The following is a 20,354-nucleotide window of genomic DNA, read 5'->3' as shown; positions in this document are numbered from 1 at the left end:
GCTGTCTGACTACGTGTCGATCGAGAACCTGCGGACGTGTCTTCCACCTCTGATGCTTCTGTGCCTAACGGCCCAGACAAGCCCGCGCAGCGCCTGCTGATCGGCCTCCTGCACGGCAGCGGTACATTGCTCCAAGACCTCCTGCTCCGGAAACAGCATGAGTTCCGCAGCACTTCCCAGAACGAGCGCAATATGGAACGCCGAACGCGTCGCGAGGGCATGCCGCAAAAGACTGGACAAACGTCGCTCGATAGCGGCACCGTCCGACAGCAAATCTTCGGCGGCATCTTTCCGAATGCTTGCCACTGATGCCCTGATGAAATGGAGCATCTCTTTTGCGGTAGGCTGTCGCCCCCACGAAACGTCGGCGGCGGAGGAACATGAAGTCATCGCTACTTCTCGCAATACAGCGTTTGATACATCCTCGACAACGACAACGCGCTCATTGCACAACATCGGCCCGGCATCGCTCAGGAACTCCGCCAAGCGTGCGTGTCGCACCCACGTCAGAGCGATGAATCAGGCCACTTCAAAGAGCCCAGCCGCACCCATTCCGCCGCCGACGCACATGGACACCACCACGTAGCGTGCGCCGCGCCGCTTACCTTCGATCAATGCGTGGCCAACCAGGCGTGCGCCGGTCATGCCGTACGGGTGACCGATAGAAATGCTGCCGCCGTTGACGTTGTATCGGGCCGGATCGATGCCGAGCTTGTCGCGGCAGTACAAAACCTGGCATGCGAACGCCTCGTTGAGTTCCCACAGGCCGATGTCCTGCACCGTGAGCCCGTGCAACTTCAGCAGCTTGGGAATCGCATAGATGGGACCGAGGCCCATCTCTTCAGGCGCATTGCCGACCACAGTCATGCCTCGGTAAATACCGAGGGGGGTGAGGCCGAGCTGCTGCGCCAGTTTGCCGTTCATCACCACACATGCGCTCGCGCCGTCCGACAACTGGCTCGCATTGCCGGCGGTGATGACGCCACCTTCGACAACCGGTGCCAGCGCGCTGAGCGATTCAATTGTCGTGCTGGGACGATTGCCTTCGTCCTTCGCGAGCGTGACTTCCTTGCGCGACGTTTGTCCGGTCGCCTTGTCGGTGACCAGCATCTGCGTGGTGATCGGCACGATCTCGTCCGAGAAGCGGCCCTCTTCCTGGGCCTTGGCGGTGCGTCGCTGCGACTCAAGCGAGTACAGATCCTGAGACTCTCGCGAGATGCCGTATCTGCGTGAAACAAATTCGGCGGTTTCGAGCATTGGCATATACGCTGCGGGCTGTTCGGCCAGCACGTTCGGATCGCGCTCGGCGTACACCCACTCCATGTAGGGCATCTGGATAGCCGAGATGTTTTCCTGACCGCCCGCGACGACCACTTGCATGCCATCGCACATGACCTGTTTGGCGGCTGTGGCAATGGCCATCAGGCCCGACGCGCATTGACGGTCAAGTGTCTGTGCGCCTACCGTCGCGGGCAGACCGGCAGCCAGTACGCCATGTCGGGCGATATTGTTGCCGGCGGTGCCCGCGTTGAGCACCGAGCCGATCACGGCGTCCTCGATGCGATCGGGCTCGATTCCCGCACGCTGCACTGCGTGCCGGATCGCATGCCCCAGCAACGTGGGCGAATGCGTGGCATTGAATGCGCCGCGATACGCTTTACCAATCGGCGTGCGGGCTGTGGAAACGATGACTGCGTCAATCATGATGCGTTCTTCTCAAATGGAAAGGGACGAGGAAAGGCGCGCCCGGCGATGTGCAATGGCGCCGCTCAGAACCACTGCTCGGAAATGTCCAGCGGGGTTGTTTCAACAGGGTCGAGCACGGCAAGCCACGCGGCTACCTTTGGCATCTCCCACCCGAAGAAGTAATCGCAGGCGGCAAGCTTGCCACGGTGGAAGTCGTTGGCGCTCTTACCGCTTGCCAGGGCGTAAGCCGTAATGGCCTGATCGAGCCACAACCAGCCAACCACGACGTGGCCAAATGCCTCTAGATACGCCGCCGCATTCGCGATCTGAAGTTCGGCGTCTTCAAGCGCATGCAGTTGCTCCGTTACTGCGCGGATGCGTACCCACGCACTTTCAAGCGTGCTGCCATGACGTTGCAAAGATGCGATCGGTTGCGCGCGCGTGATGGTGTCGGCGATCTTGTTTCCGAGCAAGGTCATGGCTGCGCCGCTATTCACGCGCGTCTTCCGTCCAAGCAGGTCCAGCGCCTGGACACCGAACGTGCCTTCGTGGATCGGGTTGAGCCGGTTATCGCGATAGAACTGTTCGACGTTGTATTCCCGCGTATAGCCATAGCCACCGTGCACCTGGATCGCGAGATCGTTGGCTACGAGACCCCATTGGGAAGACCAGCTCTTCACCACCGGGGTCAGCAGGTCCAGTAGGCATTGCGCTTCCTCGCGTGCGTCTGCGCCCTCAAACGAGTGGATATCATCGTTAAGACGGGCCGCGTACAAACACAACGCCAGCGCACCGGACGCGTATGCCTTCTGCGCAAGCAGCATGCGCCGTACGTCAGCGTGGCGAATGATGGGAACTTGCGGTGCGGTCAGCGCTCGCTCGCTGCGCGTCCTTCCCTGCAGGCGTGTCTTTGCATAGTCGAGTGCGTGCAGATACCCCGTATAACCAAGCGCGGCTGCACAGAGACCGACCGAGATACGCGCCTCATTCATCATGTGGAACATATAGGCGAGCCCCTTGCCAGGCTCGCCGACAATTTCGCCGAGCGCGCCAGCCTCACCCTCCGGTCGGAACCGCCCTTCTCCAAAGTTCAAGACACAATTCACCGTGCCGCGATAGCCCATCTTGTGATTGATGCCGGCGAGCACGACGTCATTCCGCTCGCGGGGTTGCCCGTCTGCGCCGACCAACTTGCGTGGCACCGTAAACAGCGAGATGCCTTGCACGCCGGCAGGCAATTGGCCATTCTCGTCCGGAATCTTGGCGAGCACCAAGTGCACGATGTTCTCGGAAATCTCGTGATCGCCACCAGAGATCCACATCTTGTTGCCGAATAGGCGGTAGCGGCCGTCACTGGTCGGCACCGCTCGCGTGCGAATATCCGCGAGGCTGGAGCCGGCTTGCGGCTCCGATAGGCACATCGTTCCGAAGCAACGGCCGGCCGACATGGCCTCGATGTAGTGCGACACGCGTTCGCGCTCGCCGTGTGCAATCAGCAGGTTCGCGTTGGCGATCGTGAGAAATGCGTATCCCGCCGTGCCGGCGTTCGCTGCGAGCAGGTATGCCATGCCGGCCCTTTCCACGGTGCCCGGCAGGCTCATGCCATTCCAATCGGCTGGAAAGGCGGCGCTGATAAGTCCGGCATTGGCGAACGCACGCAATGCGACACCGACCTCCGGATTGACGGTCACGCGCTCTCCGTCAAACGTGGGTTCCTGACTATCGTTCTTCTTGTTGTGGGGCGCGAAGAGGTCTGTCGCCAGGTCTTCATAGACGTCGAGCACGGACGTGTAGTCGAACCGATCCTGACCGGCAAAGCGCGGTCGCTGTGCGAGCGATTCGACTTGGAGCCAATCAAACAGAAGGAAGTCCAGGTCGCGACGGGACAGAATGAGTTCGCTTGTCATGACATCTCAGTCGTTAAAAAATAATTCTGGACTTCTTGAAGCCGCCACCAGATTCGGAACCGCTCGATGAGCGTCAGGTGTTGATGATCGTCAGCCATTCGGCCACCAGCGCAGGTTTCGACTGATGCTCAATCTCAACGGTGACGCCAATCGTCAACTGGTAATCTCCAGGGCTACGCTCTGCGATCTGCTTCAGCACGAAGTGGCCGCGCACCCGTTCACCACTTCGCACGGGTGTCACGAAACGCAGGCTGTTGATGCCGTAGTTGACAGCCGCCCTTTGGCCCTCGAGCGTTGGAATAGCGTCGTAGCCCATGGCCGAGAGCAACGACAGGGTTAGAAATCCATGCGCGATCGTGCCGCCGAACGGGCCTGCGCGTGCGGCTTCTACATCGACATGGATGGGTTGCCAGTCGCGAGTGACATCAGCAAAAGCGTCGATCGATGCCTGATTGATAGAGATCCATTCGGACACACCCATCTCATTGCCGATGAGTGCCACCAACTGCTGTCGCGAAAGCGGCGCACATCCGGGATGCTGGACGGCTGGTACGTCGCCGTCCGTCACACTAGACGTGTCGTGCATGTGACTGCTCCGATGCCTGCTTTTCGGTAAAGCCAGCCTTGCGCAGTTCGAGCTCACCTTGCGCTGCGCCCGATGCGGGAACGGATTCGCCGTTTCGGTTGGCTACGTCGCTGAGTTGCTGCGCGAGGAGGTGCGACACATCATCGCCATTCCCAAGGTAGATCCCGGGCGTCAGCGTGATGTGCGCGGCTTCGAAGCTTCCCGCGCCCGCACATAGCACCATCCGGCTCGGCGCCTCTTCGCCGACAAGCGCAGCAACGGCGGGGCTCACGGCACTGGGCGAAAGGGCATTGAGAACGTCCTCCGGCATCAGGCCCTCTAGCATGCGCGTGCCCGCAGTGGGGGCCAGGCAATTGACGCGGATGTTGTTTCGCGCGCCCTCGAGCGCCAGAGTCTGCATCAGGCCAACCAGTGCCATCTTTGCTGCACCGTAGTTGGACTGCCCGAAATTGCCATACAGGCCCGAGGACGATGTTGTCATCACGATGCGACCGTATTGCTGCTCACACATGACATCCCACACAGCCTTGGTGCAGTTGACCGCTCCCATCAGATGCACTTCGATCACCGCGCGGAAATCCTCGAGCGCCATCTTGCTAAAACTCTTGTCGCGTAGGATGCCGGCGTTGTTGACGAGAATGTCGACACGCCCCCAACGCGCAAGTGTGTCGCTGACCATGCCTTGCACCTGCTCAACATCCGTGACAGAAGCGCCGTTCGCGATTGCTTTGCCACCCGCAGCCACGATCTCGTCCACGACCTTCTGCGACGCGGTAGCCGACCCGCCTCGACCATTCACATCGCTGCCGAGATCGTTGACGACAACTTTCGCGCCCAGCCGCGCGAGCAGTAGCGCATGTTCCCGTCCGAGGCCGGCGCCGGCGCCGGTCACAATTGCGACTCGATTGGTCAGATTTACCGCCATGGCTTGCTTCCTTGATATGAATCTAGTAATGACGATCTACCGCCCCGGCTCACCCTGCGGGAGCCGCACGCGAACCGTGCAAGGTCACCGGGAGGCCCCGCGCTCGCAGGAGCGCTCGCTTGGCACCCGCGATCATTGGCCCGCCTCATGTTCCGTCAGTCTTCTGCACGGAAAATCGTCGGTTCGATCTTGGTGAAATTCGGCACATCGCCGATCACCTCAGCTGTTCTGGCAGAAGAGAGGGCGGCATTGATCCCAGCTTGTTCACTGAACCTCAGTATCGCTACACATGCAAAGGGCTGCGGCCCTGGTGCCGGAAACAGAATCTCTGCCGATTGCAGACCAAATTCAGCCCATGCGGCGCGGACAAGAGGGGCATGGGTCGAAAGATAATACTCACGATCAAATTCCACGCCATCTACTGCGGGATAGCTCACGATTAAAGTAGCCATATCTACTCTTCTGTATGAGGTTCTAGAGGTATTTCGGCGATAGCGACGCAATCACTGTGACGTCTGCTCCAGGCCGCGAAGCGCGTGGTTCGGATCAAACTTCAGCTCATCCTTCTGCGCGCGCTCCAGAGCGCAATAGGCGTAATAGCTTGCAGGCATGAAGTAAGCCCACGTGTTGAGTGCCAGCACGAAGAAATTGAACACGACGTTCGTTTCTTCGCCGGGGATCTTATAGAAATCGTAGATGCTGGCGATGATTTGGGACGTCACCAACGCCACCAGCAAGGCCAGCGCCTGGGGCACCGCCCCAACGCTCAGCAACCTCTTGGCGACATAGGCGAGATAGATCGACAGCAGCGTCCACATCACCAGGAAGTAGTAAGGCAGGACCGCCTCGAAGACATGCACGCCAAGCAAAACGAATGTGGCCGCAAACGACGCCACAAACGCCATCACATCAAAACGAATCGACGGCCGATAGCCGTGTGTGACGACCAACATGCCGGCCACCGCGATGATCGGAAAACCGAACCCGCGGGAAAACGCGTCGAGGAAGTGAGCGATCTCCCCTGAGACTTGCGAACCGGTCGCGACGAAGAAGGCGGCGTTCGTCGAAGAGATTCCAACAACCCACATCTCGACCCCGAGAAGGTAGTTGTGCTTCTTGACGAACTTCCAGCCGTAGACAAACGCACTTAGTGCCAGCACGGCGCAGGAAAGTACAAGAATGAGAGATCTGATATCCATGATGTAGCTCCAATCCCAATGATCGATTGCGCGTGATGCGTCAAGGTCGTTTCGGTTCAAGACTCGCGAGGTAGCTGGCAATCGCCTTGCGGTCTTCTGCTGAGGTGCCTTCAGCAAGGCGCTTCATCATGCCGGTCGGTTCGCTACGGGTGCCTGAGGCAAACGCGTCGAACTGCGCCAGAATGTAGTCGTAGCCTTGGCCCGCCAGGCGCGGAAACTGGTCATGCCCCATCAGTTGCTGCCCGTGGCACGCCGCACAATTCCCAACCGCCACCAATTGCTCCCCCTTCGCACGCAGTCGCGCATCCGGCTTGAAGTAATGGTTTGCGACGGGAGTCACCTTGGAAAAGTAATTCGCCAGGTCCTTGATCTGGGCGTTATCCAACGTCATCGACAACGGCCCCATGTTCGGATTGCGTCGTGCGCCGCTCGCAAAGTTGTGGAGCTGCGCCTCCAGATAGGCGGCTGGCTGCCCCGCCAGGCTTGGATAGCCTTGGTGGATCGAGTTGCCTTTGACGCCGTGGCACATGAAACAGGTGTCGTTCGCGTGCGGCCACGGGCCGCCGTCAGCCTCGTAAGCCTTGGCCGACGCGTCGATAGAGCGATCCAATCGATAGAGATCGAGCACATCCGGAGCAAAAGCGACCAGCGCTATGGCAGCGGCGATGGCGGCAACGCTAATCACAATGACTTTCTTCATGTCCGTCCCCTTATGCTCGACGCAGTGCATTGAGCACCTGAAGAGAGGCCTGATGGCCCGAGCGCACGGCGCCATCCATGTAGCCGGCCCAGATCTCTGCGGTCTCGGTGCCCGACCAGATCAGGTTCCCGCAGGGCGGTCGTAGTGCCTCACCATGCGCACTCCAAAAGCCGGGAGGGATGGCAGAGACGCATGTAATGGCCCAGGGGTCTGCCTGGCCCCAGTCCTGATCGTGATAGGCCACGGGCGACAGGGCTTTGCGGCCCCATGCCCGGGCGTAGAGTTCGGCCTGTATGGCCTTGGCTGCCTCAGGATCCGACGGAAGCTGTGCATTCACAACGAAGGCGTTGATAACCCCGATTCCTCCGCCCGGAGGCGAGTTGTCGAAGGCCCAGATCACGGGCCCATTGGCTTGGATGATGTGTCCATTCAGACCCTTGTCACGCCAGAACGGCCGGGGGTAGACCATAGCGGTCTTGCGTGCGGGCGAATGCGCAGGCCATGCACGCTGCAACGTGGCGCGCTTTTCCGGCAGCGGCGGGTTGAACTGCACCTGGTTACACAGGGCCGGATGAATGGACATGATGACTTTGCGGGCACGCACCTCGCCGTGGTCAGTATGTAGCGTGACGACGTCACGATCCCAACCGGTAATCTGGCGCACCGGCGTCGACAGGCGCACCTTGTCGCCTAGTTGCTTCGCCATCTTGATGCTCAGGATTTGCGAACCGCCGACGAAGCGGGTTTCCTGCGCGCTGTGCTTGATGCTGTCGAGTTGCGTGTAGTCGCAGTCCGCCGAATTGATCATCGAGAGGAAGTGCAAGAGCCCCATCTTGGCCGGCGCTGCGCCACCGGAAAGCGTAATGCTCGCATTCCAACCGACCTGGTCTTCGGGCTTGATGTTCTGTTTGGCCAGCCAATCCCCCACCGAGAGCTTGTCCAGCTCACCAACCTTCGCAGATTTCCAAGGGGCGCCTGACGGCACATCGCGCGACAGCTGGCTGAGCTTTCCGCTGACCGCATCGTCCGTGCCGAACGTCCCTTTCAGATCGATTTCCACCCGGCCATCGCCGGCCAGCAAGACGGTCTTACCGTCGTAATAGCTCGGGAACGTACCGACCTGCAGCTCGCGCGCGAGATCCGCCACGGCGGTCTGGCCGGGCCCGATCCACTGGCCACCGACTTCAGAAATGTAGCCGCCCTCGATGTTGTAGTTGAGCGTCCGCCCGCCGACTCGGTCTCTCGCTTCTAAGACCAAGAAGGATTGGCATCCGGCCCGATGCAGATCTCGTGCGGCAGTCAGACCGGCAAGCCCCGCACCGACGATCACTACGTCGAGGACGCCGTCCGAGTTGCCCTCGGCTTTGGCCCCGCCAGCATTCGCCTGCCCGGCACTCAAAGCAAGGCCGCCAGCTGCAACGGAGGCGCCTGCATACTTGAGCAGCTGTCTCCGCTGCATGTTGGCTAAAGCGCCAGAAGAAGATTTCTCTGCCATGGTGTTTGTCACTGCTATCAAGGTGGTAGTTGGCTGTCTGTTGGGCGAGACGGCTAGCGATGGGTTCTTTTCCGGGCTGAGTCCACGGCCGTTCGGGCATGCCTCGAGCGCAGGAAGCCCTCGATGTTGCCCACTCAATCCCTTCGTCTTGCCGGATTTCTCGAACCACTACAGCTCACCGACACCCGGCGAAACCACAGAGGCGCATCCATAGACCGCCAGCTCTGGGTCCCGCCGCGCGGGTTCGTGTGTGGCACTCAGTCCCGTGTCCAACCGTTCTGATAGAGCTTCCCAGCCAGCACACCAAGGCGCGACGTGAGCACATAGTTCTCGCCGTCTTCGATCAACGCGGAGCGCACGTCTCGGAAAATCTTCTCGATCGGGAATTCGCGGGTGGTGCCGTTCGCGCCGAAGAGCTGAAATGCCTCGTGCGTGACCTTCATCGCCTCTTCCGTCACGCTCACCTTGCCCATTGCAGTCACATACGGGTGGCCCTGCGGCGACATGCGCGAGTACGCCAGCGTGCGGCGAGCAATCGCTCGTGCCATTTCCAGGCGGCGCAGCATTTCGCCCAGCCGCAGATGCGTCATCTGGTGGTCGATCAGCAGTGCGCCGCCCTGCTTGCGCTCGTGACAATAGGCGAGCGCGAGTTCGAACGCGGAACGGGCTGCCCCCACGAAAGTCTGCGCCATGTGCGTACCTGCGTACGACCATGCCGATGTGAGATTGCCGAGGTACTCATCCTTCAGCGCGACCGCAAAACGCTTCGGTACCTTGACGTTGTCGAAATAGATCTCGCCCTGCGGCATCGAGCGCTGACCGATCTTGTCGAGCGGTTTACCCCGAGAGATCCCCGGCAGATCCAGCGGTAGGATCATGGCGATACCGTTGGTGAACACACCTCGTTCTCCGACTCCGTAGAATCCGTCGCCGTAGTCCGCTGCCATGTAAGCAAGCCCGACCTGCGCCACGGGCCCGTTCGAAACCCACGACGAATACTGTCCATTGATGACAATTTCGTCCGAGCCGACCTTCGCAGTGATGTTTCCAGTGGGTTGCTTTCCTGCCGCGCTGAGCTCTTCGCGGTTCAGGATCGCACCATCCGAGCCACGATCCGGCTGCGTGTTCATCCAGCACCCGAGCTTGCCCTCGCACATGTCGATCAGCTCCTGATTGCCGACCGATTGCGCCACCATCATAGGCATGGTCGACGCGCCAATGCCGATGGAGAAACCGGCATCGCCCCAGCCAAACTCCTCGCCGATGATCGACTCGATTCGGACGGCAACTTCCGGCGGAAACTGGTCGATCAGTTGAGGGTCGAGACCCAGCTTGGCGCTCTCGGAAATGGCAGTCCAGTATGGCGAGCCGGCAGCAATGACCTGCTCAGGTGTCATGCGGTCGAGTTCCCGGCCGATAGGGCGCAGCACGTCGCGCGCGAAGCGATGAACAGTGTTCTGAATCGCAGCTTCTTCTTCGCTCAGCGGCGTCTCGAAACCACTCATTCCGGCCAAAGGCAACGCAACAGACTTGTGCAGACGAATCATTTCGATGCTCCTATCTCGGGTACACGTCAACTGGATTTATGAGGGTCCAGTTTTTTCAGTTGATTTTCTTAACAGAGAGATGAATGATTTTTATCAAACCACTCACACTCTGCCCGCTTATTCATTGCCTATTTCTCGGCGCTCGGATTGGCTCCATTTCAGCTTCCGGAAAGTCAGCGATCCTTTTCACTACGCGGTCGCCCTAGTGCAAGAGAACGGACATGACCGCCTCCCCCTCTCGTTCCGCGTCTAAGCGACCGCGATGTCACAAACATAGTCACGCCTTCATGACCCATTCGTTACGCCGTTGTGACCTAATCATAGCGACGCTAAGACCTAGAATCAAGAAATTGAAAGGCAGGGAAAACACCGATTCTCGAGGCTGCGCGTCTGGCGAAATGGAGCGGAGTACAGCCAACTCATCTCGTCTCGCCTGCTCATCGGAAGTAGACGATGAGCTGACGTGAAGCCCCTAAGGTCTGCGCCTAGCAGAAAACCGGATGTTGTAGTGTCTTCGTAAGTGTCTGATGGCCCACATACCATCCATGAGCGCCGAGGAAGAAACGATTCGAGCCGGAAGGCACAAGAAGGCTTTCAAAAATCGCACGAACGTTTTGCTGAATACCGGGTCAGTGTCGCCAAATAACCGGCAAGTCTCTTAAGAGAAAAATCATGTTGGATTCAGGTGGTTTGCGAATGCGACAAGCAATCGCAAACCACACAGCGGCCCGACCATGATCGCCCCAATCTCTCAAATCCCGGTGGACCCGTATCTCTTCACCACCGGAATAGTGACTAGAAGATCAATCCACCTGGTAAGCGTGAAAGCAAGATGGAACTGCCCGTCTGCGTCGGCGCACTTATGCAAGTTTGGACGCGGTATCTCGCGCTTTGCGATTCACCCAATCGTCCATCGCGGCCGCCCCACCCAGCGCGCTTTTCAGGACGCACCACCGAAACGGCTCAGGCAACGTCGACGGTGTTTCGTGGCGCACTGCTGCGAGCAGCGGCGGCTCGGTACCGCGAATCCGCTGGGCGATCATGTGGCCGACCATGGACTGGGAGGCCACGCCGTGCCCGGAACATCCGGCGGAGTAGTAGATGTTCTGGTTTGCCCCGGTTGTGCCGACCACCGGGAGCGCATCGTTGGCGAAACTGATATAGCCGCTCCAACACGCCCGCACAGCGATGTCTTTCAAGGTCGGGAAGCGGTCGCGTATGGCGATCCGCAGCTCGCGGTACTGGTCGTAGTCGGGCACATTCGGCGTCTTCGATCCGTACGGATAGTGGAGTCGCTTGGTGGTCACCAGCAGCGTGTTTTGCGCCGTCACGCGGTGGCTTTCCATGACCCAATGTGCAGTCACGATACCTTCGCGTCGTGCCCAGCCCAACGATTGCAGTTGCGCGGGGGAAAGCGGCTCGGTCTCGATGGCCGACACCCGCAAGGGGACCACCTTGTCCGCAAGCAGACCAAGCTGCGGAGTATAGGCGTTCGTGGCCAGCATCAACACCGGTGCACTCGCGCTGCCACGCGGCGTCTTCACCCGGATCACAGGACCTTCGGTGTAAGACAGCAGCGGCGTGTTCTCGTAGAGCTTCACCCCCGCGCGCAGCGCTGCGCGCCGCAAGCCCATCACGTACTTGCCGGGGTGGAGCGTGCCGCCACGCGGCGTGTATTCGCCAAACAGAAATGCCGGCGGAATGCCCCGCGCACGCATCTGGGCCTGGTCCAGAAACTCCGACTGGACCCCAAACTCCGCGCTGGCCCGTACGCCCTCGCGCACTTTCTCTTCCTGCGACGGATGAATGCCCGCGCGGATCAACCCGGACTGGTTGTAGTCGCAATCAATCCCGTGTTCCTTGAGCTTGCCTTCCACGAAGGGGACAGCCTCTTCGTAGTAGCGGACGATCTCCTTCGCGCGCTCTTTGCCGACGTCTTTGAGAAACAGGTCGTACTCGAGTGCGACGCCGCCCCCCAGATAACCAGCGTTGCGCCCGCTCGCACCAAAGCCGGCAAACTCACGCTCAAGGACGATGACTTTCGCGCCCTGCTTGGCCAACTCCAGTGCAGCGGAAAGGCCCGCGAAACCGGCGCCGACAATCACCACATCCGCGCTGACATTGCCCTCCAGGGCGGGCTGCATATCCTCAGGCTTTTGGACCCATCCGCCAAGCGCACGATACTTCTCCAGGTCTGCCATCTCTTTGCCATCCTCCATCGGTTCCGTGCGCGCGCTTTGCATCGCTGCCATGGCTGGCACGACGACGGCTGCGGCTGCCGCACCCTTCACGAAATTGCGCCGGGTCATCCCGGATTGGCCGGTCTGCCCGCCCTGCTTGGTATCAAGCCCTTTGGTCATCTCAGACTCCCTCAATCCTTGCTCAAGATGTGCACAGCCAGCGCGGCCTCTTCGACGCCTTGGAAGCCCCCGCCGTTTTCCTGAATCGCGTGACGCGCGCCCTGCACCTGACGCGCACCCGCCTCACCACGCAACTGCGTGACCAGTTCGTAGAGCTGACCGATGCCGGTCGCGCCCAAAGGGTGTCCTTTCGATTCCAGGCCGCCGGATGTATTGATGGGGATGCGGCCGCCGATCGTGAAGTCCCCTCGCTCGGCGGCAAGGCCACCCTGGCCGAGCGGCACCAGACCGAGGTTCTCCGCCTGGATGATTTCCCCCATGGCCGATGCGTCGTGCACCTCAGCCACATCCATGTCTTCCGGGCTCAAGCCAGCCTGCTCGTAAGCCTGCAGCGCGGCCAGGCGGCCGATGTTCTTTTGCGGCTCGTCGATACGCCGGTGCGTGAAGCTGCGGATCACGCTTGCGGCGACCTTGATGCAACGGGTGCGATCGGCACCAATGCGCTGCAGTCCTTCCTCGGTACAGAGAATCGCCGCAGCCGCACCGTCCGTGACCGGCGCACACATCGGCAGCGTGATCGGATAGGTGATGGGCGGCGCCGCGAGTACCTCGTCGATGGTGAACGGCTTGCGGAACTGCGAAAGCGGGTTGTGTACCGAATGCCCGTGGTTCTTCGCAGAGACGGCCGCAATCTGGCGCTGCGTCGTGCCGTAGGTCTTCATGTGATACCGGCACAGCGCGGCATAGACCGACATGAAGCGGCTGTAGGGCCGGTCGGACTCCGAGCCGGGCGGCGGCTTGATGCCCTCGCCCAGATTCATCAGGCTGGCGAAGTTCTCTTCAACGCGCGACACATCCCATCCCCCCTCGAACAGCGCGAACGACTTCGCCTTGTCCGGTACGTTCATCTTCTCCACGCCGATGGCGAGCGCCACGTCACAAGCGCCGGCCTTCAGGCTTTGCACCGCCAAATGCACAGCGGTGCTACCCGAGGCGCAGGCGTTCTCGACGTTGAATACCGGAATGCCTTCGAGCCCGATCTTGCTGAACACCACCTGACCCGGGATCGACAGTTGCCCCTGCAGTTGCCCGTTGGTGATACCGGCGTAGTAGGCCGTGCCAATCGCATCGGCGGTGCAACCGGCGTCCTGCAACGCGCCACGCAGCGCCTCGCCTGCCAGGTCATCGATGCTGCGCTCGAAGTGCCGGCCAAATACCGTCATGGCGATACCGGCAATGTAGATGTGGCTCATGGTTGTCGTTCGCCTCAGATCCTGCGTTGCTGGCCTTGCCAGTACTGCTCGCGCAAATCCTTCTTCAACACCTTGCCGACCGTGCTGCGCGGCAGTGCGGCGACGAAGTCCACGCTCTTCGGCGCCTTGACCGACCCGAGCTTGTCCTTGCACAGCGCGACGAGTTCTTCCGCACTCACGCTCTGGCCGACGTTGAGTTCCACCACCGCCTTGACGGCTTCGCCCCACTTGTCGTCGGGCACGCCGATCACCGCGCAGTCCTGCACCGCCGGGTGGGCCCAGATGACCTGCTCGACTTCACTCGGGTATACGTTGAAGCCGCCGCTGATGATCATGTCCTTCTTGCGGTCGGTGATGTGCAGGTAGCCCTCGGCATCGAGATGGCCAATGTCGCCGGTGTGCAACCAGCCATCGACGATGGTCTCGGCGGTCTTGTCGGGCGCCTTGTAGTAGCCCTTCATCACCAGATCGCCGCGCACGCAGATCTCGCCAGTCTCGCCTTGCGGCAGCACGTCGCCCTGATCGTTCAGGATCTCGACGCGGATGAGCGCGCTCGGACGGCCCACCGACGACAGCCGCTCATCGGACGCGATCTTCCCGTTGACGAAATGCTCGGCCGGCGTCAGGTAGGAAATCGACGCTGCGGCTTCGGTCTGCCCGTAACCACCGGCCATGACGGGGCCAAACACCTCGATCGCGCGCTTGAGCTTCTCCACCGACATTGGCGCAGCACCGTAGAGGAAGTACTTGATCGACGAGAAATCCTGCTGGTCAATGCCTGGAATATCGAGCAGACGATAGATGACCGTCGGTGGCAGGAAGAACTCAGTCACCCGATGCTTGGCAATGGCGGCCAGCAGCAGGACGGGGTCGGGCTTCGTCAGCACGACCACTGTGCCGCCGCGAGCGGTACAGGGCAGCGACAACATGCCTGCGGTATGGGTCATGGGCGCTGCGGCAAGATTCACCGGGCGTTCAGCACCATAGTGAAACGCCATCATGAATTGCGCGAAATAGGTCTGAAACACCCGGTGCGTGTTCATGACGCCCTTTGGAGCGCCCGTCGTGCCACCCGTGGCCGACAGCGTGACGATGTCGTCCATGTCGTAATCGACGCGCGGCATGGTCGACGGCTGGCCTGCACTCCATGTCGCAAGCGACGGCGCCCACGGGAGGTCGGCATCAATACACACCCACAGCTTGACCTTCGGCAGGCTTGGGCGCAGTTCTTCGATGATCGATGCGAAGGCATGGGTGAAGAACAGTGCCTCGCAGTCGAAGGCGTCGAGAACGTACTGGTTTTCCGCCGGTGCGTTACGCCCGTTGACCGGGATGTAAACCATGCCGGCGCGCCACATCCCAAGCGTGCAACCCCAACCGATCACATCGTTGTCTGCCCACACCGCCGCCTTCGCTTCCTTCTCGAACCCGGCAGCCAGCAGACCACTGGCAATGCGGCAGGACAGCTCGCCGATCTCCTGGAACGAAAAGCTCCGTTCATCCTGGATATAGGCGATACCGTGAGGGTTGATACGCCATCCACGGTCAAAAAAATCAATGATTGCCATTTACGTATTCCTTTGAATCCATAGCAGGTTGGTAACAGGGCCGCCCGTGCCTTCTGGATGAAGGTCGAACCCGCCCGCCGGTCGGCCCTGCCTGTATGGGCCAGAGTCGCCAGCGCCACCCGCGCCGGTATCCGTACGCGTATGCCGCGTAACCGCTTCGAACACGCCAATGCGGTCGGGTTGCGCCCACGGCAGGGCCGCTACCAGCCCGCCCGCCACGATTGCCGCGGCGATACCGATGTGCTTGAGTCGCATAGCAGACTCCTTCTTCAACTGAGTTTCAACACCACCGCAAGACTGGAGGTCTGGGCATGCTTTAGGTGTGTTCTGCTGCGGCCTTGACCACTCGGTCAAGGCCGTACCGAGCATGGTTACAGCTGCGAGATCGTGGCGCGCGCCAGCCCGCGCTGCTCCAGAAAGCCGAGCAGGTAGCGGTGTCCGAACGCCTTCGAGCCCGATGCAAAACCAACCTTTGCTGTCTCCCCGTCAATCAGCTTGAGTGCGCAAGCGGTCTGCACAGCCCCGGTCGAGATGTACGGCGTAATCCCGTACACGGTGGACCGCACCGCTGCGAGCTGGCCGCGCCCGACTGCAACATCCACCGTGCGCTGCAATGTCGTGCGCTCCCGCGCCGGCATCGAGGGCGTCGTCGATTCGACGAGCTGTTTGAGAACGGCGTCCTGTTGCTCGCGCGGCAGATCCTTGTACTCGGCCTCCCACTTCTGCCCAAATGCATGCACCATTCGCATCGCATTGTTATCGTAGAAGCCCACGAAGGACTCGCAGCTGCGCACGCGCGGATCTTGCTCGAAGTACACCGGCAGCGACGTACCGCCCCAGGGCAGGCAAAACACAGGTTGCAAGAATTCAGGGGCGGTGACGGTGAAAGACGCATCTGCGGCGTGAAGCTGGAGCTTCTTATCCCACAGGTAACAGGCTTCCTGGCGACAGCCCTCGAAGATCGTCGCTGTCGAGCCGACGGTCACCCCGGCAGCACCACGGGGACCGCGAGTCAGCGTCGCTGTTTCGAGCACATCCACACCAGGCGTTTCGAGCGCCAATTCAGCGGCGATTTCGGCAAACGAGTACATGTACGCATTCGACGGAGACACCAGCAATCCAGCCTGCCGATACAGTTCACCGAACTGGTCGCGCACCTGGCGGATGAAGTGCTGCTCGCCAGCGGTGTCGATGTAATGACATCCGGCCTTAAGTGCCGCTTCAACGGCAGTCAGCCCGAAATTGAAGAACGGTCCGACGGTGTTGCACACCACCTTGGCGCCGCGGAACGCATTCACGAGCGAATCAACGTTGTGCTCCGCTTCAATGATCTCGTAATTGGCTGACTCGAGGCGCACGACGCGCTGCGCCATCATTTCCTTCGTTCGGGCAGCATTACGTGCCACGGCTGTGAACGGAACGTTCTGATCGATCAGCCAGTCCATGATCAGCATGCCGGTGTAACCGCTTGCGCCGTAGATGACGACGGGGTGCTTTGCCATGATTTGTCTCCTGATAGTGCGGTTGTTGAAAGTTGAATCAGTCAATCCTGATTTGGTATCAGAGCCACTTCGCACGCCGCCCGCGGTTAAAGCCGGGCCGACGTGTTTCGGGTGCGTTGATGCTCAGCCTTAAATAGGACATGCAATCAAACGTAGGTCGATAAGCCAAACTAATGTCAAAAGAAATCGTTCGCGTTCTGCGTCCTGAACCCGCTCAAGGCCCAGCCAGCACGCCTTCGCGCGCGAACAGAATTGGCTTCCCGGCGGCATCCATCACGACCGCAGTCAGGGCTGCCCGATCGGGACGCTGCCCAACCTGCGGCGGCGCACCGTCTTCACGCTGCCTCATGACGAGCCCGTCCAGTCCAACGCCAACGAAGCCTTTGCCGCTTGCCACGAGATTGGTGATCGAGCTCTTCGTCTGCGCCTTCAGCGGTTGCCAGGTCGCACCGCCATCGTTGCTCTGGAACAGGCTACCGAGCAGACCGCCCACAACAATCCGGCCATCTGGAATTGCCACGCCCGACCATAGCGAGCCTCTTCCGCCTGTTGCCAGATAGCTCCAGTTTTCACCGCCGTCGGTCGACTTGAGCACGATCCCCTGCTCCGCAGAGATGTAGAGCGCGCCCTTCTGATCCGCGAACACGTGGTACAGGTTGCGGTCGGCCTTGCCGCCGTCCGGGGGTTTCGGCAGCGTCTTCTTGGTCCACGTCTTGCCGCCGTCATGGGTCTGGACCATCAATGACCACAGGCCGACGGCAATGCCATCGCGGTCGTTGATGAAGAGCACTGAGAACAGCGGCTGATCGACCCCCGTGTCCATCCGCTGCTTTTCCCAGGTTTCGCCGCCATCGCGGGTGGCGAGAATCACGCCCCACTGCCCCACCACCCAGCCGTGCTTGTCATCGGCAAAGGTGACGGCGGACAGCGTGGCGGAGACCGGTACGCTGCGGACTTGCCGATAGGTCTTGCCTTGGTCATCGGAGAGCAGAATGATGCCGTGCTCGCCCACGGCGACGATGCGCTTTCCGGCGCGCGTGGCATCCAGCAGCATCATGTGGGTGGCAGCAGCCCACGTGTGCGCGGGCTTCGCAGCCCAGGTGGTGACCGTCCCTTTGCCTGGTGTTTGTGCAAAGGTCGCAGTAGCCGTAGACAGCGCGATGCAGGTAACAAGAGTCTTGATCATGGCTGAGTCTCTGTATTGATGCTCTCGCGCATCAGTGGCTGAGCAGGCCCGGTGCGCGCGCCGGTTTGCTACGCGGAAACCAGCGCTCCAGCACCGAAGCCAGTGCGGGCAGTGCCGTCATGGCCATCACCAGGTTCACGAGGAACATGAACGCGAGCAGCTTGCCCATGTCGGCCTGGAACTTGAGCGCCGAGAAGCTCCACGTCGCCACGCCGATTGCCAGCGTGATGGCCGTGAAGATCGTGGCGACGCACTCGAACTCCAGCGCACGCTCCATGGCCCTCTCGATCGGATCGCCTTCGGCCAGGTGCCGCTGCAGGCGGTTGTAGATGTACAGCGCATAGTCCACGCCGATACCGACCGCCAGCACCATGACCGGCAAGGTCGCCACCGTCAGGCCGATCTTGAGTTCCTTCATGAACCAGTAGCCGATGAACGTCGCCACCGACAGCGGCACACAGCACGCCAGCATCGAGCGCCAGTCGCGGTAGGCCAGGAACACCAGAATCACGATGGCCGCGTACACGTACAACATCATCGGCAGTTCGCTCTTTTCCACCTCGTCATTGGTGGCAGCCAGCACGCCGGCATTGCCCGCCGCAAGGCGGATGTTGATACCCGGGAACGGATGCGTCGCGCGGTACTGTTTGATGTCGTCGAGGATCCGATTGATCGTCGTCGCCTTGTGATCGGTCAGGTACAGGTGGACAGCCGTCATGCTGCAATCGGCCGTCATGAAGCCCTTCAGGCGGGCCACGTCGACCGACACCGCGCCGTAGTTGTCGGGGTCGATCGGTATGACGTTCATCCTGGGATAGTCTTCGTTGTAACCCGCGTTGTAGGTGCGCAGCATCGCCGAATACGACTGTGCGGACACCACGCCAGGCTCGGTGCGCATGGCGGCCGTGAACTCGTTCTCATACAGCCCAACCGCAGGGTTGTCGCACGCCTTGCCGCTCGATTCGATCGCCACCGAGAGCCAGTCGAGACCCATGTCGTAGTTGCCCGCGATAGACGTCGCATCCCGGTTGAAACGGGCTTCCTCACGCAACTCCGGCGCGCCAGGCTGCAGTGTGCCGATCACACGGTCGCGGCTCTGCCAAACGGAGACAGCAAACACCATCAACGTGATCAAAAGTGTGACGCCTGCGTACTTTGGCTGCGCCACCCGCGACAGCGGACGCAGGAACGCCGAGCGCCAGGCACCGCGCGTGAGCGCGCTTTCCGCGTAGGCCTGAGTGAAGTTGAAGCACGATGCGGCCACCGGCAGCAGGATGAGGTTCGTGACGATCTTGTAGGCCACGCCCAGTGATGCCGTGATCGCCAACTCGCGCACCATCGGAATCGGGATCAGCAGCAGCGTGATGAACGATACGAACGCGGTGACGAGTGCCAGAACGCCCGGGATCAGCAGGCCGCTGAAGCTGTGGCGTGCGGCGTCGTACGAGCTATTGCCGCGTGCGATTTCACGCACGATGAAGTTGACTTGCTGCACGCCGTGCGACACGCCAATGGCAAACACCAGGAAGGGCACCAGCACGGCCAGCGGGTCCAGACCAAAGCCCAGCAGCCTCAAGGTGCCGAACTGCCAGACCAGCGATGACAGCGAGCACACGATCAGCAGCACGGTGAAGCGCACCGAATGGCAGTACCAGTAGACCGCGAGTGCGGTCAGCAGCAGTGCGATCGCGCAAAAGCCCAGCACTGCCGTGGCGCCATCGGCAATGTCGCCGATCTGCTTGGCGAAACCGATGATCTGCACTTCGTAGCCGGCGTCCTCGAACGGCTTGCGGATCTTGTCTTCGAGCGTATGGTTGAACGCCACGTAATCGAGTACCTTGCCCGTGCTGTCCCGTTCGTTCAGCTCGGCCGTGATCATGGCGCTGTCTTCGTTGTGCGAGACCAGCGTGCCGACATAACCGCCCAGCGTGGTTGCGCGACGGATGTCCGCAACAGCCTCGGGTGTCAGTTGATCGGGCGTGATGTTGCCCGAGATGATCGGCTCGGCGCGAAACCCGTCTTCGGTGATCTCGTTGACGAAAGCATTCGGCGTCCAGAGCGAGCGCACGCCGCCGCGGTCCACGTTCGGCAGATACGTGACGGCCTGCGTGACCTTGTACAGGCGCGTCAGCCCCTCCGGGGTCCAGATGGTGCCCTTCCTGGCACGCACCACCACCGTGATCCGGTTCGCGCCGAGCAAATTGGACCGGTACTTCTGGAACGTCTCGATATATTCATGGCCGATCGGCATCTGCTTCTCGAAGCCAGCGTCCATGCGAAGTTGCACGGCGAATACCGCCATCACGGCCGTAAACAGCGCGATCACGGCAAGCACGATCATGCGGTGGCCAAAGAAGACGCTTTCCAGACCGCTGACAAGACGATTGAGCACAACATCACCCCTTTTAGTATTCCAGCGGCGCACCGCGTGTGCCGCCCC

At 60.8% G+C, this 20,354-nt stretch carries 16 protein-coding genes; all 16 read right to left on the bottom strand.

The genetic code is table 11. The features are described from left to right. Positions 1–9: 9 nt before the first annotated feature. The gene (locus ACW4E8_RS31885) at positions 10–486 is read right to left on the bottom strand and encodes a hypothetical protein (protein WP_456808159.1); all 477 of its coding nucleotides are present in this window, start codon (positions 484–486) and stop codon (positions 10–12) included. Between the two features lie 33 nt (positions 487–519). Further along, a complete protein-coding gene (locus tag ACW4E8_RS31880) occupies positions 520–1,704 on the bottom strand; it encodes an acetyl-CoA C-acyltransferase (protein WP_456808158.1) in 1,185 nt (394 codons plus the stop codon). 65 nt (positions 1,705–1,769) lie between these two features. Continuing rightward, positions 1,770–3,593 (bottom strand): acyl-CoA dehydrogenase, encoded by a 1,824-nt coding sequence (locus ACW4E8_RS31875; RefSeq protein ID WP_456808157.1) that lies wholly within the window; start codon positions 3,591–3,593, stop codon positions 1,770–1,772. Positions 3,594–3,666: 73 nt separating this feature from the next. Continuing rightward, the gene (locus ACW4E8_RS31870) at positions 3,667–4,179 is read right to left on the bottom strand and encodes a MaoC family dehydratase (RefSeq protein ID WP_456808156.1); all 513 of its coding nucleotides are present in this window, start codon (positions 4,177–4,179) and stop codon (positions 3,667–3,669) included. Beyond that, the gene (locus tag ACW4E8_RS31865; protein ID WP_456808155.1) at positions 4,163–5,104 is read right to left on the bottom strand and encodes an SDR family NAD(P)-dependent oxidoreductase; all 942 of its coding nucleotides are present in this window, start codon (positions 5,102–5,104) and stop codon (positions 4,163–4,165) included. The genes ACW4E8_RS31870 and ACW4E8_RS31865 overlap by 17 nt, the downstream gene beginning before the upstream one ends. A gap of 155 nt (positions 5,105–5,259) precedes the next feature. Continuing rightward, a complete protein-coding gene (locus tag ACW4E8_RS31860; protein ID WP_456808154.1) occupies positions 5,260–5,556 on the bottom strand; it encodes an EthD family reductase in 297 nt (98 codons plus the stop codon). Between the two features lie 51 nt (positions 5,557–5,607). Continuing rightward, entirely contained in the window at positions 5,608–6,303 is a 696-nt protein-coding gene (locus ACW4E8_RS31855) for a hypothetical protein (RefSeq protein WP_456808153.1), read from the bottom strand. 40 nt (positions 6,304–6,343) lie between these two features. Further along, complete coding sequence (locus ACW4E8_RS31850) at positions 6,344–7,003, bottom strand: c-type cytochrome (protein ID WP_456808152.1); 660 nt, start codon at positions 7,001–7,003, stop codon at positions 6,344–6,346. Positions 7,004–7,013: 10 nt separating this feature from the next. Beyond that, positions 7,014–8,498 carry a flavin monoamine oxidase family protein gene (locus ACW4E8_RS31845; protein ID WP_456808151.1) on the bottom strand — a complete coding sequence of 495 codons (1,485 nt, stop codon included), beginning with the start codon at positions 8,496–8,498 and terminating at the stop codon, positions 7,014–7,016. 257 nt (positions 8,499–8,755) lie between these two features. Beyond that, the gene (locus tag ACW4E8_RS31840) at positions 8,756–10,045 is read right to left on the bottom strand and encodes an acyl-CoA dehydrogenase family protein (RefSeq protein WP_456808150.1); all 1,290 of its coding nucleotides are present in this window, start codon (positions 10,043–10,045) and stop codon (positions 8,756–8,758) included. 860 nt (positions 10,046–10,905) lie between these two features. Then, complete coding sequence (locus tag ACW4E8_RS31835; RefSeq protein ID WP_456808149.1) at positions 10,906–12,405, bottom strand: FAD-binding oxidoreductase; 1,500 nt, start codon at positions 12,403–12,405, stop codon at positions 10,906–10,908. Positions 12,406–12,416: 11 nt separating this feature from the next. After that, complete coding sequence (locus ACW4E8_RS31830; protein ID WP_456808148.1) at positions 12,417–13,658, bottom strand: thiolase family protein; 1,242 nt, start codon at positions 13,656–13,658, stop codon at positions 12,417–12,419. Between the two features lie 14 nt (positions 13,659–13,672). After that, positions 13,673–15,226 carry a class I adenylate-forming enzyme family protein gene (locus ACW4E8_RS31825; RefSeq protein ID WP_456808147.1) on the bottom strand — a complete coding sequence of 518 codons (1,554 nt, stop codon included), beginning with the start codon at positions 15,224–15,226 and terminating at the stop codon, positions 13,673–13,675. 371 nt (positions 15,227–15,597) lie between these two features. After that, positions 15,598–16,728, bottom strand: a complete 1,131-nt coding sequence (locus tag ACW4E8_RS31820) for a saccharopine dehydrogenase family protein (RefSeq protein WP_456808146.1) — start codon at positions 16,726–16,728, stop codon at positions 15,598–15,600. Positions 16,729–16,942: 214 nt separating this feature from the next. After that, entirely contained in the window at positions 16,943–17,914 is a 972-nt protein-coding gene (locus ACW4E8_RS31815; protein WP_456808145.1) for a WD40/YVTN/BNR-like repeat-containing protein, read from the bottom strand. A gap of 31 nt (positions 17,915–17,945) precedes the next feature. Continuing rightward, complete coding sequence (locus tag ACW4E8_RS31810) at positions 17,946–20,306, bottom strand: efflux RND transporter permease subunit (RefSeq protein WP_456808144.1); 2,361 nt, start codon at positions 20,304–20,306, stop codon at positions 17,946–17,948. Positions 20,307–20,354 lie beyond the last annotated feature (48 nt).

This window comes from Cupriavidus sp. CP313 (genome assembly GCF_054072015.1).
Note: the sequence above shows the minus strand (reverse complement) of the source record. Positions and strands in the feature narration are given on the sequence as shown.

What these genes read in the sequence shown, in the direction of transcription:
- ACW4E8_RS31880 (WP_456808158.1), bottom strand. Translation starts at nt 1,704, where the DNA reads ATGATTGACGCAGTCATCGTTTCCACAGCCCGCACGCCGATTGGTAAA.
- ACW4E8_RS31875 (WP_456808157.1), bottom strand. Translation starts at nt 3,593, where the DNA reads ATGACAAGCGAACTCATTCTGTCCCGTCGCGACCTGGACTTCCTTCTG.
- ACW4E8_RS31870 (WP_456808156.1), bottom strand. Translation starts at nt 4,179, where the DNA reads ATGCACGACACGTCTAGTGTGACGGACGGCGACGTACCAGCCGTCCAG.
- ACW4E8_RS31865 (WP_456808155.1), bottom strand. Translation starts at nt 5,104, where the DNA reads ATGGCGGTAAATCTGACCAATCGAGTCGCAATTGTGACCGGCGCCGGC.
- ACW4E8_RS31860 (WP_456808154.1), bottom strand. Translation starts at nt 5,556, where the DNA reads ATGGCTACTTTAATCGTGAGCTATCCCGCAGTAGATGGCGTGGAATTT.
- ACW4E8_RS31855 (WP_456808153.1), bottom strand. Translation starts at nt 6,303, where the DNA reads ATGGATATCAGATCTCTCATTCTTGTACTTTCCTGCGCCGTGCTGGCA.
- ACW4E8_RS31850 (WP_456808152.1), bottom strand. Translation starts at nt 7,003, where the DNA reads ATGAAGAAAGTCATTGTGATTAGCGTTGCCGCCATCGCCGCTGCCATA.
- ACW4E8_RS31845 (WP_456808151.1), bottom strand. Translation starts at nt 8,498, where the DNA reads ATGGCAGAGAAATCTTCTTCTGGCGCTTTAGCCAACATGCAGCGGAGA.
- ACW4E8_RS31840 (WP_456808150.1), bottom strand. Translation starts at nt 10,045, where the DNA reads ATGATTCGTCTGCACAAGTCTGTTGCGTTGCCTTTGGCCGGAATGAGT.
- ACW4E8_RS31835 (WP_456808149.1), bottom strand. Translation starts at nt 12,405, where the DNA reads ATGACCAAAGGGCTTGATACCAAGCAGGGCGGGCAGACCGGCCAATCC.
- ACW4E8_RS31830 (WP_456808148.1), bottom strand. Translation starts at nt 13,658, where the DNA reads ATGAGCCACATCTACATTGCCGGTATCGCCATGACGGTATTTGGCCGG.
- ACW4E8_RS31825 (WP_456808147.1), bottom strand. Translation starts at nt 15,226, where the DNA reads ATGGCAATCATTGATTTTTTTGACCGTGGATGGCGTATCAACCCTCAC.
- ACW4E8_RS31820 (WP_456808146.1), bottom strand. Translation starts at nt 16,728, where the DNA reads ATGGCAAAGCACCCCGTCGTCATCTACGGCGCAAGCGGTTACACCGGC.
- ACW4E8_RS31815 (WP_456808145.1), bottom strand. Translation starts at nt 17,914, where the DNA reads ATGATCAAGACTCTTGTTACCTGCATCGCGCTGTCTACGGCTACTGCG.